The organism is Pseudomonas reactans (assembly GCF_013387025.1).
Taxonomy (GTDB): domain Bacteria; phylum Pseudomonadota; class Gammaproteobacteria; order Pseudomonadales; family Pseudomonadaceae; genus Aquipseudomonas; species Aquipseudomonas reactans.
This window is the reverse complement of the sequence record NZ_JACAQP010000005.1, coordinates 323,298-336,574: the sequence shown is the minus strand read 5'-3', so window position 1 is coordinate 336,574 and position 13,277 is coordinate 323,298. Positions and strand designations below refer to the sequence as shown.

Genomic DNA, 13,277 nt, shown 5'->3' with positions numbered 1-13,277 from the left:
TTATGCACCCACACATGATCAAACTGCTGAGCCTCTCGGGTCTGACCCTCGGCCTGCTCGCGGCCAGCCAGGGCGTACGCGCCGACGAAATCAAGGCGCCGACCTTTACCGCCGAGCCGTGCTGCAGCCTGTGCCCGGCCGCTCACGATGCAAAGAACTACACCACGCGCTACCAGCAGAACTTCACCACCCTGGTGCAAGCCCAGGGCGACTGGCTGTTCCGTACCCAGGAAGACTTGCGCACCGAGTTCGACACATCGCCTGCCGGCTACAAACGCATGCAACAACTACACGATGCGTTCAAGGCCAAGGGCGTGGAACTGGTGGTGGTTTATCAGCCGACCCGTGGCCTGGTGAATCGCAACAAGCTCAACCCTGAAGAAAAAGCCAAGTTCGACTTCGACAAGGCGCTGGGCAACTACAAGACCATGCTCGGCCGTTTCGCCAAGATGGGCTACGTGGTGCCGGACCTGTCGCCGTTGACCAACGAGCAGTTGCCGGACGAGTTGCCGGCCCACGATTTCTACTTCCGTGGCGACCAACACTGGACCCCGTATGGCGCCCAGCGCACCGCGAAAATCGTCGGTGAGAAAGTACGCGCCATGCCTGAGTTCGCGGATATTCCGAAGCGCGAATTCGAGACCAAACGCTCCGGGCGCATGGGCAAGACCGGCACCCTGCACAACATGGCCGGGCAACTCTGTGGCACCAGCTATGCGATCCAGTACATGGACCAGTTCACCACCGAGCCCAAGGGCGAAGCGGGCGACGGCGACCTGTTCGGCGATTCGGGCAACCCGCAGATCACCCTGGTGGGCACCAGCCACAGCGGCAAGAACTACAACTTCGCTGGCTTCCTGGAACAGGAAATCGGCGCCGACATCCTCAACGTCGCCTTCCCCGGCGGTGGCCTTGAAGGCTCGATGATCCAGTACCTGGGCAGCGATGAATTCCAGAAGACCCCGCCGAAGATCCTCATCTGGGAGTTCTCGCCGCTGTATCGCCTGGACCAGGAGACCATCTACCGCCAGATGATGTCGCTGCTCGACAACGGCTGCGAAGGCAAGCCGGCACAGATGACGGCCAGCACTTCATTGAAGCCCGGCAAGAACGAATTGATGGTGAACAGTTCGAACAAAGACCTGCGTAATGCCAATCACCAGGTTGATATCCGCTTCGCCGACCCCTCGGTGAAAACCCTGCAAGCCACCCTCTGGTACATGAACGGGCGCCACGAGGACATCAAGATCGAGAAACCCGAAACATCCGATACAGACGGGCGCTTCGCCTTTGAACTGCGTACCGATGAAGACTGGGCCTCGCAGAACTTGCTGGCCGTGGAAGTCCAGGGCCCGGAAGCGGGCCAGGCTGCGCAGAAGGTTGAAGCGAAAATTTGCACACGCAACGTATTCCCAGCCGGTGGTCAACAGACCGCTTCAACTGGGCAATGAGGTTACTTATGCAGAAGTTATTGATTCCAACGTTACTCGGCCTGGCGATGTTCGCAGGCTCAGTCAACGCCGCCGCGCCACTGCGTCCACCCCAGGGCTATTTCGCCCCGGTGGAAGCGTTCAAGACCGGCGACTTCAAGAATGACTGCGACGCCATGCCGGCGCCGTACACCGGCTCGCTGCAATTTCGCAGCAAGTACGAAGGTTCGGACAAAGCCCGCGCCACCCTGAATACCCAGTCCGAAAAAGCCTTTCGCGACAGCACCGCCGACATCACCAAGCTGGAAAAAGACACCAGCAAGCGCGTGATGCAGTTCATGCGCGACGGTCGCCCGGAGCAGTTGGAATGCACGCTCAACTGGCTGACCAGCTGGGCCAAGGCAGACGCACTGATGTCCAAGGACTTCAACCATACCGGCAAGTCCATGCGCAAATGGGCACTGGGCAGCATGGCCTCGGCCTATGTGCGCCTGAAGTTCTCCGACTCGCACCCGCTGGCCAACCACCAGCAGGAATCGCAACTGATCGAAGCCTGGTTCAACAAACTGGCCGATCAGGTGGTGAGCGACTGGGACAATCTGCCGCTGGAAAAAACCAACAACCACTCCTATTGGGCCGCCTGGTCGGTGATGGCAACGTCCGTCGCCGTCAACCGTCGCGACCTGTTCGATTGGGCAGTGAAGGAATACAAGGTCGGCGTGAACCAGGTCGACGACCAAGGCTTCCTGCCCAACGAATTGAAGCGTCAGCAGCGGGCCTTGTCGTACCACAACTACGCCCTGCCACCGCTGTCGATGATCGCCAGTTTTGCCTTGGTCAACGGTGTCGACCTGCGCCAGGAAAACAACGGCGCGCTCAAGCGCCTGGGCGACAAGGTTCTGGCCGGGGTCAAGGACCCGGAGATCTTCGAGCAGAAGAACGGAAAAGAGCAGGACATGAAGGACTTGAAACAGGACATGAAATTCGCCTGGCTCGAACCCTTCTGCACCCTCTACACCTGCGCGCCGGATGTGCTCGAGCGCAAGCACGGGATGCAGCCGTTCAAGACGTTCCGCCTCGGGGGTGACCTGACCAAGGTCTACGACCCGACGCATGAAAAAGGCAACAAAGGTTCCTGATGATTGGACTCGGTCCAATTGTGGGAGCTGGCTTGCCTGCGATAGCGGTCTGACATTCAACATTGATGTCGACTGACACAAAGCTATCGCAGGCAAGCCAGCTCCCACAATTAACCAGGTTCCTTCAGTGAAATTGCAATACAGCCCTCCCCCAAAATTGGGTGGGGGGGTTTGGGGGGGCTCTGGCCCTTGACTGTTGGTTAAACATGGAGAGATCGGGATGGTTTTCTCGTCCAATGTGTTCCTGTTTCTGTTCTTGCCGATCTTTCTCGGCTTGTACTACTTGAGCGGGCAACGCTATCGCAACTTGCTGCTGCTGTTGGCCAGCTACGTGTTCTACGCCTGGTGGCGAGTGGACTTCCTGGCGCTGTTCGCCGCCGTGACGCTGTGGAACTACTGGATCGGCCTCAAGGTCGGTGCGGCCGGCGTGCGCACCAAGCCGGCCCAGCGCTGGCTGCTGCTCGGCGTGGTGGTTGACCTGTGCATCCTCGGCTACTTCAAGTACGCCAATTTCGGCGTCGACAGCATCAACGTCATGATGAAGTCGGCCGGCCTGGAGCCGTTCATCCTCACCCATGTGCTGTTGCCGATCGGGATCTCGTTCTACATTTTCGAGTCCATCAGCTACATCATCGACGTGTACCGTGGGGATACGCCGGCGACCCGCAACCTGATCGACTTTGCGGCGTTCGTGGCAATCTTCCCGCACCTGATTGCCGGCCCGGTGTTGCGCTTTCGCGACCTGGCCGACCAGTTCAACAACCGCACCCACACCCTCGACAAGTTCTCCGAGGGCTGCACGCGGTTCATGCAGGGTTTCATCAAGAAGGTTTTCATTGCCGACACCCTGGCAGTGGTGGCCGACCATTGCTTCGCCCTGCAAAACCCGACGACGGGCGACGCCTGGCTCGGCGCGCTGGCCTACACCGCGCAGCTGTACTTCGACTTCTCCGGCTACAGCGACATGGCCATCGGCCTGGGCTTGATGATGGGCTTCCGCTTCATGGAGAACTTCAAGCAGCCGTACATCAGCCAGTCGATCACCGAGTTCTGGCGGCGCTGGCACATCAGCCTGTCCACCTGGCTGCGTGACTACCTGTACATCACCCTGGGCGGCAACCGTAAAGGCACGCTGACCACTTACCGCAACCTGTTCCTGACCATGCTGCTCGGTGGCCTGTGGCACGGTGCGAACATCACCTACATCGTCTGGGGTGCGTGGCACGGCATGTGGCTGGCGATTGAAAAAGCCATCGGCCTCAACACTTCGCCGCGCAGCTTCAACCCGGTGCGTTGGGCCTTCACCTTCCTGCTGGTAGTAATGGGCTGGGTGATCTTCCGCGCCGAAAACCTGCACGTCGCCGGCCGTATGTACGGTGCGATGTTCAGCTTTGGCGAGTGGTCGCTGTCGGAACTCAACCGCGCCAACCTCACCGGCCTGCAAGTGGCAACCCTGGTGGTGGCGTACGCAACCCTGGCGTTCTTCGGCCTGCGCGACTTCTACACCAACCGTCCTGCCGAGAAGACCGAGAAAACCGAGAAAACCCAGCCGGCCGACCCGAGCCTGATCAAGGCCGTACCGGGCGACAACCCAGGCAGCATCCACGAGCCCGGTTTCACCGTGGGCAAAGATGCCGCCGTGCAACCGGCCTACTGGACCGCTGACTGGCCACGCTACGCCATGCGCGCTGCGGTGCTGCTGCTGTTCGTGGCGTCGATTCTCAAACTGTCGGCGCAGAGTTTCTCGCCGTTCCTTTACTTCCAATTCTGAGGGAGCCGACCATGACCCGTTCATTACGCGTCCTCTATATCGGCCTGTTCCTGGTGCTGCTGTTGGCTCTGGGCGCCTGGTCGCTGCGCAGTTTCTTCGGTTTCAGTACCAATGCCGACGCAACCGTGCTCAATGGTCGCTGGAGCAAAGCCGTCGAGACGCACTACGACGACGAGTTCCCGATCAAGCGCATCGGCACCAACCTGTGGGCGGCGCTGGACTACAAGCTGTTCAATGAAGGCCGCCCTGGCGTGGTGCTGGGCCGCGATCACTGGTTGTACAGCGATGAAGAGTTCAACCCAGCCGTCAACGAAGACCAGAACCTGCAAGGCAACTACGCGCTGGTCGAAGGCGTGCGCCAGAAGCTCAAAGCCCAAGGCATTCAGCTGGTGATGGCGATCGTGCCAGCCAAGGTGCGCCTCTACCCGGAACACCTGGGTGAAGTGAAACCGGCGAGCATCCACGCCAACCTGTATGAGGACTTCCACGCCCGTGTCGCGGCCGACAAGATCATCGCCCCGGACCTGCTCGGCCCGCTGCAACAGGCCAAGCTCGGCGGTAAGCAGGTGTTCCTGCGCACCGACACCCACTGGACGCCGGACGGTGCTGAAATCGCCGCCAAACAGTTGGCCAAGACCATCGCCGACAAGACGCCACTGAGCGGTGAGCCACAGCGCTTTGTCACCGAGGCGGAAAAAACCGAGCCGCATAAAGGCGACCTGCGGCTGTTCCTGCCGCTGGACCCGCTGTTTGAAAACCTGATGCCGCCGAAAGAGCCGCTGGAAAAACGCGTGACGCACCTGGCCGAAACCAAAGGTGACGACGCCCTGTTCAGCGACAGCGAAACCCCAGTCGCCCTGGTCGGCACCAGCTACAGCGCCAACCCCAACTGGAACTTCGTCGGCGCACTCAAGCAAGCCCTGGGCAGCGACGTGGTCAGCTACGCCGAAGACGGCCACGGCCCGATCCTGCCGATGCTCAGTTACCTGAAAAGCGATGACTTCAAGAACAGCCCGCCGCAGGTGCTGATCTGGGAGTTTCCTGAACGTTATCTGCCCGTGAACAACGAAATCGGTGATGCCGACCCCGCGTGGGTTGCGCAGCTTAAACAAGCCGGTTCGCGCCAACAGAACATGGCAATCAACACCACAAAATCCGAGACGCCCGACCGGGCGCAAAACTGAAAGAGAGGTAACTCACATGACTTTCACTACAACTCCGCGTCGTCTCGCTAAAACCCTGGCTATCGCAGCAGGCCTGAGCTTCGTATCGATGTCCGCCTTCGCCGGTGGCGACGCCGCCCTCTACGGCCCGACCGCGCCAAAAGGTTCGAGCTTCGTGCGTATCTACAACGCCAGCAACCAGGAAGTCAGCGCCACCGTCGGCGCCACCAACCTGAGCGATGTTGCGCCACTGGCCAGCAGCGACTTCAGCTTCATGCCCGGCGGTGACTACAGCGCCAAGGTCGGCAGCCAGACCGTGCCGGTCAAACTCGCCGCCGACCACTACTACACCCTGGTCAACAGCGGCAGCGGCCAGCCCCAGCTGATCGAAGAGCCACCGTTCAAGAACAAGCAGAAGTCCCTGGTGCGCGTGCAGAACCTCAGCGACAAGGCCCTGACCTTGAAGACGGCTGATGGCAAGACTGATGTGGTCAAGGCAGTTGCGGCCAAAGGGCGTGGCGAGCGCGAGATCAACCCGGTGAAGGTCAGCCTGGCACTGTACGACGGCGACAAGAAAGTCGGCGATGTGAAGCCGGTGGCCCTGGAGCGTGGTGAGGCAGCGGTGCTGTACGTCACCGGCTCCGGTTCGAGCCTGTCGCCAGTGTGGGTGAAACGCCCTGTATCGACCCGCTAATTAGATTTTCGACCTGGCTCCGCTCCCCTGTGGGAGCTGGCTTGCCTGCGATGGCATCACCTCGGTGTACCTGACAAACCGAGTCGTCTGCATCGCGGGCAAGCCCGGCTCCCACAGGGACCGAGGAGTCCGGTCGGACCGAGACAAAAACAAGAGTGAAACGACAAACCTTCGTAGCTCTGACCCAAATCGATTCAAGGAGAAACACCCATGATTCCAGTCATCCTTTCCGGTGGTAGCGGCTCACGTCTTTGGCCGCTTTCCCGTAAACAGTTCCCTAAACAATTCCTGGCCCTGACCGGCGAGCACACACTGTTCCAGCAAACCCTGGAACGCCTGGTGTTTGAAGGTATGGACGCTCCGATCGTGGTCTGCAACAAGGACCACCGTTTTATCGTCAACGAGCAACTGGCCGCCCGCAAGCTGGAAAGCCAGCGCATCCTGATGGAGCCGTTCGGCCGCAACACCGCGCCGGCCGTGGCCCTCACTGCGATGATGCTGGTCAATGAAGGCCGCGACGAGCTGATGCTGGTGCTGCCCGCTGACCACGTGATCGACGACCAGAAAGCCCTGCAACGCGCGCTGGCCCTGGCCACCGTGGCCGCCGAACGTGGCGAGATGGTGCTGTTCGGCGTACCGGCGACCCGTCCGGAAACCGGTTATGGCTACATCAAGTCCACCAACGATTCGCTGCTGCCCGAGGGCGTGAGCCGCGTCGAGCAGTTCGTGGAGAAACCCAATGAAAAACGCGCCGTCGAGTTCGTCAAAAGCGGCGGGTATTTCTGGAACAGCGGCATGTTCCTGTTCCGCGCCAGCCGCTTCCTCGAAGAGCTGAAAAAGCACGATCCGGATATCTACGACACCTGCCTGCTGACGCTTGAGCGCAGCGAACAGACCGCTGACACCGTGACCTTCGACGAAGCCACCTTCGCCTGCTGCCCGGACAACTCCATCGACTACGCCGTGATGGAAAAAACCCAGCGCGCCTGCGTGGTGCCGCTGAGCGCCGGCTGGAGCGACGTGGGTTGCTGGGCATCGCTGTGGGCCGTCAACGACAAAGACGTGCACGGCAACGTGAGCAAGGGCGACGTGGTGATCCAGGACAGCCGCAACTGCATGATCCATGGCAACGGCAAACTGGTGTCGGTGATCGGCCTGGACAACATCGTAGTGGTGGAAACCAAGGACGCGATGATGATTGCCCACAAGGACAAGGTCCAGGGCGTCAAGCAGATGGTCAACACCCTGAACGACCAGGGCCGCAGCGAAACCCAGAACCACTGCGAAGTCTATCGTCCGTGGGGCTCCTACGACTCGGTGGACATGGGCGGACGTTTCCAGGTCAAGCACATCTCGGTCAAGCCGGGCGCGTGCCTGTCGCTGCAGATGCACCACCACCGTGCCGAACACTGGATCGTGGTCAGCGGCACCGCCGAAGTCACCTGCGACGAGAACGTGTTCCTGCTTACCGAGAACCAGTCCACCTACATCCCGATCGCTTCGGTGCACCGCCTGCGCAACCCGGGCAAGATCCCGTTGGAGATTATCGAGGTGCAATCGGGCAGTTATTTGGGTGAAGACGATATCGAGCGTTTTGAAGATATCTACGGTCGCTCGACGCCGATTGAACGTGGCGTGTCGGTGAAAACTATCGCGCAGTAAAACAGTCGTACAAGAAGCCCTCGCCCAGCCCACTGCGTCCCCTATCCGCAGTGGGTTGGGTGGGGGCTTTTTCTTTGGGGCCGTGGTGATCAATCCCACCTACGCTTAAGTTAGGATGCTCATTCCCTACTTGAGGTGGTCTCCATGTTTTTCGGCGTTCTACTGATCATCACCTGGCTGATCCTGTTGCTGCGCTACCCCGCCAAGGCACTGCCCGTATCCCTCGCGGCCGCCGTGGGCTTGGGTTTCGTCGCGATCTGGGTGGTGTGGCTGGACAGCCGGGAAGCCTCGCAACTGGCACGCCTGGAACTGCGCATCAGCTACGCCCCGCAGGAATGCCCCGCCGATCGTCCACTGAAACTGGTCCTGAACAACGGCAATGACGTGCCCCTCACCGAGCTGCGTTGGCGCGTCGCTGCCTATGCGCCGGGCGACACGGTCAACCTGGCCGACAACGTCTACGCGGCCCCACGCTATCGCGGGCCCGGCGAGTTGCAGGCCGGCGCCACCTGGGATGATTGCCTGCCCACGCCGCCCTTGCGCCCCGGCTACCGCCCGCAAACCCTGGAATTTCGCGCCGAGCACCTGCAAGGCAGTTTTTCGGACTGACAAAGGATTGATCCATGCCAAACGTACTCATCACCGGTTGTTCCAGCGGCATTGGCCGCGCTCTGGCGGATGCCTTCAAAGCAACCGGCTACACCGTCTGGGCCAGCGCCCGCCGCCCGGAAGACGTCGCCGCCCTTGCCGCTGCCGGCTTTAATGCCGTCGAACTGGACGTCAACGACAGTACCGCTTTGCAACGGCTGGCCGAACAACTGGGCGAACTGGATGTACTGGTCAACAACGCCGGTTATGGCGCCATGGGTCCGCTGCTCGACGGCGGCACCGACGCCATGCAGCGCCAATTCGAGACCAATGTGTTTTCCATCGTCGGCGTGACCCAGGCGCTGTTCCCGGCCCTGCGGCGCAGCAAGGGATTGGTAGTGAATATCGGCAGTGTTTCCGGTGTGCTGGTAACGCCGTTTGCAGGCGCCTATTGCGCGTCAAAAGCCGCCGTGCATGCCTTGAGCGATGCGCTGCGCATGGAACTGGCGCCGTTTGGCGTGCGGGTCATGGAAGTGCAGCCCGGCGCCATCAACACCCACTTCGCCAAAAACGCCGGCGCCCAGGCCGAACTGCTGATCAATGAACAATCGCCATGGTGGCCGTTGCGCGACGGCATCCGCGCGCGCAGCCAGGCTTCCCAGGACAAGCCAACGCCGGCCAATGTGTTTGCTACGGATGTATTGAAGGCGGTGCAACAACCACAACCGCCCCGTCTGCTGCGCTCGGGCAATGGCAGCCGCGCGTTGCCGTTGATGGCGGCGTTGTTGCCCAAAGGGTTGCTGGAGAAGGTGTTGAAGAAACGCTTCGGGCTGGCCGGTTCGCTCTAACCCTTCATAAAGTCAATAAACGCCCGCACCTTCAGGGGCAAATGCCGGGTATCCGGATACATCGCGTAGATCCCTTGCGGGGCAAAGCGATGGTCCGGCAACAGGCGCACCAATCGTCCGGCGTCCAGGTCATCCTGCACCAGCCATTGCGGCAACACCGCCACACCGTGCCCACGCACGGCGAAGGCTTGGAGAACGGCTGCGCTGTCAGCCACTAGCGACGCATGGCCGGGGCGATAAGAATGTTCGCCGCCTTGTGGATCGGTCACGCTCAACTCCGTCAATCGGCTATGTCCCAGCTTGGGCAACTGCTCCAAGTCATCCAGCGTATCAACCCCTCCAAACTGTGGCGCCGCCACGGCAAACACGTCGAACGTCGACAACTGCACCGCGCGGTGATTGGAGTCCAGCAAGCGTCCCAACCGAATCGCCACGTCGAAACGCTCGGAGATCAGGTCCGCGTGAGTGGAGGATGTGGATAAGTGTATGTCCAGGTCCGGGTGCAGGCGGCGGAAGGCTTCGACCGCCGGGGCAACCACGGCCAATGCGTATTCCACGGTGGTAGTAATGCGCAACGTGCCTTTGAGTTGGGCATGCTCCGAGCGCGCCTCCTCCACCGCCAATCGTGCTTCTTCGAGCATGCGTGTGCAGCGCAGGTAGAAGCGCTCGCCGGCATCGGTCAGCGCCAGTTGACGGGTGTTGCGGGTCAGCAGAGTGACGCCCAGTTCCGCTTCCAGGCGCTTGAGGTTGAAGCTGACCACGGCGCGAGTCTGGCCCAGCAGGTCAGCAGCAGCGGTGAGCGAGCCGGCCTCGACCACGGCCTTGAAGGTGTCGAATCGGTCCAGGCTGACCATCGGCGGCGCCCTCCTTTGTCAAAATATTTTTGACAAAGTAACAGGCAAACCGACGTATCCCAAATAGCGCGCCCCGCCTACCCTGCCCGCTTCACTCGCCGGATCGCACTCATGACCTACCGCTCGAAAGTCGCCTGGATCTTTTTATTGGGCTTTGCCCTGGACCTGGTGAACATGTTTGTCGCCACGGTCGCCTACCCGGATATCGCCCGCGACCTGCACGCCTCGGTCACGCAATTGGCATGGATCAGCAACGCCTACCTGCTCGGCCTCACCGTGATCATTCCGCTCAGTGTCTGGTTGGCTGCGGTGATGGGGGAGCGAACTCTGATCGCGGCAAGCCTGTTGCTGTTCGCCGGGGCGTCGGTGATGGTGGGCCAGGCGAGTACGATTGAAACACTGATCGGCTGGCGTGCCCTGCAAGGGCTGGGTGGTGGCTTGCTGATTCCCGTCGGGCAGGCCATGGCTTACCGGCATTTCCCGGCGGCTGAACGCAGCCAACTGACAGCGCGAGTGATGTCGGTGGCATTGCTGGTGCCGGCGCTGTCACCGGCGCTGGGTGGTTTGATTGTCGATAACGTGTCGTGGCGCTGGATTTTCTACGCCAATCTGCCACTGGCGTTGATGACCCTGCTGCTGACCATGCTGTGGATAAAACCTGACAGGCCGTCGAGCCGTCGTGTGCCACTGGACGTGGGCAGTATTTTCCAACAGATGCGCAGCCCGATGCTGCGCACCGCGATGCTGATCTACCTGTGCATCCCCGGTGTGTTCATCGGCACCAGCCTCATCGCCATTCTCTATCTTCGCGGCCTCGGGTACGACGCCACACAGACCGGCGCCTTGATGCTGCCGTGGGCACTGGCGTCGGCACTGGCGATTTTCCTCAGCAAGAAACTGTTCAACCGATGTGGCCCGAAGCCGTTGCTGTTGGCGGGCATGCTGCTGCAATGCCTGGGCATCCTGTTGCTGAATGGCCCTGCACTGATCATTCCAGCCTATTTGTTGATGGGTTTGGGAGGCAGCCTGTGCAGCAGTACCGCGCAGACCCTGGCCTTTCTCGATATTCCTGCCGAACGCATGGGCCACGCCAGCGCACTGTGGAACATCAACCGACAACTGAGCTTCTGCCTGGGCGCGGCGGCGCTGAGTGCATTGCTGTCGGCCTTGGATTCCTTCGCTATAACCTTCACGATGGCGGCAACCCTGACCCTGCTGCCTCTTTTTGCGGTGCTGCGTCTGGATACGTCCCGAATACGCGCACTGCTCCACCCTGCCAGCGAGGCTCACCCATGATTGATTACAGCGACTTCTTTGAAGAAGTGATCCAGACCCATGTCGAGATCGAACAATGGTTTGCCGGCGTTGCGCCCGAAGGTACCTTGCAAAACCTGCTCGCGCGCTTCTCCCCGGAATTCAGCATGGTTGCCCCGGCGACCGGCGCACGGGTGAATGCGGCCGGGGTCAATGCCCTGTTCACGCGCTTGGGCGGCATGCGCCCGGGATTGAAAATCACCTTGAGCGAGATGGCCGGCATCGATCGCCATGCACGTGGCGCCACGGTGACTTACCGGGAACATCAAATCGACGACAGCGGTACCCAGACTGACCGCCGCGCCACAGTAGTTTTCGAAAAGCAGGCGAGTGGCGCGTTGCTGTGGCGTCATCTGCATGAGACCTACACGGCCGCATAATGGCGGCCTGACACCTGTCAGAGTTGACAGTAGACCCGGTATTACACCGGGGCCAGACTGGACCCTCGTCGCATGGGCTGAGTTCGTACCCTGCCCATGCAGCCAAGTCCCTCTGACCCATGGCGGAATACCAAAATGGCTACCACACAACCTGGTACTCCAGATCCAGCCTTCGGCACCCTCGGCGAAGCCGTCCTGGCCAAGATCGTAGAGGAACACCCCGAGCTGATCGTTCAACACCACATCAAAGGGCTGACAACCGATCAAGACGGCAACGTTCTATTCAGCGCCAGCTTTTATCGCGACGCCCCCGATTACACCGGTTACATATATGGTTTGGGCCGCCTGGACGCCAAGGGCAACCTTGATAAAAAATTCGGAAACAACGGGCTGGTTTTCGACAGGTTCGTGCCCGATTTACCCGCCGGAGGTTCAAGGCTGACTGTCCAGCACGATGGAAAAATCCTAATGCTCGGCTGGACATTGCCTACATCAAACGACCCATGGGCGGCCTTGGCCATCGCACGTTTCAACAGTCAGGGCAATCTCGATACGGGTTTTGCCGAGAATGGAGTGCGCGTTCTAACAACCCATTTAGACGACGAGTTGATAGAAGACTCGCCCACCGTGCACGAGCAGCCTGATGGGTACATTCTGGTCACCGCCAATTACTTTAAGCGTGGTAACACCGAGTTGACGACCGGCACGCTGTTTCGCCTGCAACCAGACGGTGTGCTGGACAACAGTTTTAACCGCGATGGCAGGCTTGACTTCAAACTGACCGACTCCACTGCACCCACGGCCATCAACGCGTGCATCAGCCAGGGTAGCGATCACAAAATCGTGATTGCCGGTCATGCCCGGCGCCCCTCCGGGCTCAATACTGCCCTATTCGCCCGGTTCAACCGTGACGGTACGCTGGACACCCTCTTTGGCAATCTTCTGACGCCTGGCTTTCACTACGTCGAGGATGAAGCCATCAACAATCACTCCAGCCTATACGACCTCACGGAACGATCAGACAGCAGCCTCGTTGGTGCCGGCCAAGTCGCAGGGATCAAGACGAAAGGGTTACTGCGGGCCATAACACCCAGCGGCGCAACGCATCAGTTGTTCAATAATGGAAAGCCTTTGATCACGCAATTTGATCCCATGCGCGACAATGGCTGGCAGTGCATCATGAGCACCCACTCGGGACACCTTGTCACGGCCTCAACGGGAGGGGGAATCTACATCGCTCAATTCAAAGCCGATGGTGCACTGAATCTGGCCTTCAACCACCGTGGTTACACCTACATTGACTCCCAGGTCCTGACTAAACCGGTGTCATTGACTGAGCGGGGAGACCAGCGAGTGATCGTAGCCGCAAACATCACAGGCATTGATCCTGACGGCTTGGGCGTTTTGCATGGTTACTTCGGCTAAACACCCGCC

General features: G+C 60.3%; 12 protein-coding genes. 11 read left to right on the top strand and 1 reads right to left on the bottom strand.

The window, feature by feature from the left end; all coding sequences use genetic code 11:
- Positions 1-2 precede the first annotated feature (2 nt).
- The 8 genes from HX793_RS05940 to HX793_RS05905 all read left to right on the top strand — a co-directional run bounded on the left by HX793_RS05940 (position 3) and on the right by HX793_RS05905 (position 9,295).
- Positions 3-1,451 (top strand): alginate O-acetyltransferase, encoded by a 1,449-nt coding sequence (locus HX793_RS05940; RefSeq protein WP_016978198.1) that lies wholly within the window; start codon positions 3-5, stop codon positions 1,449-1,451.
- 8 nt (positions 1,452-1,459) lie between these two features.
- Entirely contained in the window at positions 1,460-2,569 is a 1,110-nt protein-coding gene (locus HX793_RS05935) for a mannuronate-specific alginate lyase (RefSeq protein ID WP_095014772.1), read from the top strand.
- A 220-nt stretch (positions 2,570-2,789) separates the two neighbouring features.
- Entirely contained in the window at positions 2,790-4,340 is a 1,551-nt protein-coding gene (locus tag HX793_RS05930; protein ID WP_177058609.1) for an MBOAT family O-acyltransferase, read from the top strand.
- A gap of 11 nt (positions 4,341-4,351) precedes the next feature.
- Positions 4,352-5,524 carry an alginate O-acetyltransferase gene (locus HX793_RS05925; RefSeq protein WP_177058612.1) on the top strand — a complete coding sequence of 391 codons (1,173 nt, stop codon included), beginning with the start codon at positions 4,352-4,354 and terminating at the stop codon, positions 5,522-5,524.
- A gap of 16 nt (positions 5,525-5,540) precedes the next feature.
- A complete protein-coding gene (locus HX793_RS05920) occupies positions 5,541-6,197 on the top strand; it encodes an alginate O-acetyltransferase AlgF (protein ID WP_021491856.1) in 657 nt (218 codons plus the stop codon).
- Between the two features lie 210 nt (positions 6,198-6,407).
- Positions 6,408-7,859 (top strand): mannose-1-phosphate guanylyltransferase/mannose-6-phosphate isomerase, encoded by a 1,452-nt coding sequence (locus tag HX793_RS05915; protein ID WP_016978193.1) that lies wholly within the window; start codon positions 6,408-6,410, stop codon positions 7,857-7,859.
- Positions 7,860-8,003: 144 nt separating this feature from the next.
- A complete protein-coding gene (locus HX793_RS05910) occupies positions 8,004-8,468 on the top strand; it encodes a hypothetical protein (protein WP_016978192.1) in 465 nt (154 codons plus the stop codon).
- Between the two features lie 14 nt (positions 8,469-8,482).
- Entirely contained in the window at positions 8,483-9,295 is an 813-nt protein-coding gene (locus HX793_RS05905; RefSeq protein WP_177094917.1) for an SDR family oxidoreductase, read from the top strand.
- Here HX793_RS05905 and HX793_RS05900 read toward each other — a convergent pair.
- Positions 9,292-10,149, bottom strand: a complete 858-nt coding sequence (locus HX793_RS05900; RefSeq protein ID WP_177094919.1) for a LysR family transcriptional regulator — start codon at positions 10,147-10,149, stop codon at positions 9,292-9,294. The genes HX793_RS05905 and HX793_RS05900 overlap by 4 nt on opposite strands.
- Positions 10,150-10,260: 111 nt before the next feature.
- Between HX793_RS05900 and HX793_RS05895 the strand changes: the two genes are divergently transcribed.
- From HX793_RS05895 to HX793_RS05885, 3 genes are all read left to right on the top strand, one after another.
- Entirely contained in the window at positions 10,261-11,445 is a 1,185-nt protein-coding gene (locus HX793_RS05895; protein WP_177094921.1) for an MFS transporter, read from the top strand.
- Positions 11,442-11,843, top strand: a complete 402-nt coding sequence (locus HX793_RS05890) for a DUF4440 domain-containing protein (protein ID WP_177094923.1) — start codon at positions 11,442-11,444, stop codon at positions 11,841-11,843. Before HX793_RS05895 ends, HX793_RS05890 begins: the two co-directional genes overlap by 4 nt.
- 135 nt (positions 11,844-11,978) lie before the next feature.
- Positions 11,979-13,268 carry a hypothetical protein gene (locus tag HX793_RS05885; RefSeq protein ID WP_177094925.1) on the top strand — a complete coding sequence of 430 codons (1,290 nt, stop codon included), beginning with the start codon at positions 11,979-11,981 and terminating at the stop codon, positions 13,266-13,268.
- The last annotated feature ends 9 nt before the right edge of the window (positions 13,269-13,277 follow it).

Coding starts and splice junctions, on each gene's coding strand:
- HX793_RS05885 (WP_177094925.1), top strand. CDS start 11,979: ATGGCTACCACACAACCTGGTACTCCAGATCCAGCCTTCGGCACCCTC.
- HX793_RS05925 (WP_177058612.1), top strand. CDS start 4,352: ATGACCCGTTCATTACGCGTCCTCTATATCGGCCTGTTCCTGGTGCTG.
- HX793_RS05900 (WP_177094919.1), bottom strand. CDS start 10,149: ATGGTCAGCCTGGACCGATTCGACACCTTCAAGGCCGTGGTCGAGGCC.
- HX793_RS05905 (WP_177094917.1), top strand. CDS start 8,483: ATGCCAAACGTACTCATCACCGGTTGTTCCAGCGGCATTGGCCGCGCT.
- HX793_RS05920 (WP_021491856.1), top strand. CDS start 5,541: ATGACTTTCACTACAACTCCGCGTCGTCTCGCTAAAACCCTGGCTATC.
- HX793_RS05940 (WP_016978198.1), top strand. CDS start 3: ATGCACCCACACATGATCAAACTGCTGAGCCTCTCGGGTCTGACCCTC.
- HX793_RS05930 (WP_177058609.1), top strand. CDS start 2,790: ATGGTTTTCTCGTCCAATGTGTTCCTGTTTCTGTTCTTGCCGATCTTT.
- HX793_RS05895 (WP_177094921.1), top strand. CDS start 10,261: ATGACCTACCGCTCGAAAGTCGCCTGGATCTTTTTATTGGGCTTTGCC.
- HX793_RS05890 (WP_177094923.1), top strand. CDS start 11,442: ATGATTGATTACAGCGACTTCTTTGAAGAAGTGATCCAGACCCATGTC.
- HX793_RS05910 (WP_016978192.1), top strand. CDS start 8,004: ATGTTTTTCGGCGTTCTACTGATCATCACCTGGCTGATCCTGTTGCTG.
- HX793_RS05935 (WP_095014772.1), top strand. CDS start 1,460: ATGCAGAAGTTATTGATTCCAACGTTACTCGGCCTGGCGATGTTCGCA.
- HX793_RS05915 (WP_016978193.1), top strand. CDS start 6,408: ATGATTCCAGTCATCCTTTCCGGTGGTAGCGGCTCACGTCTTTGGCCG.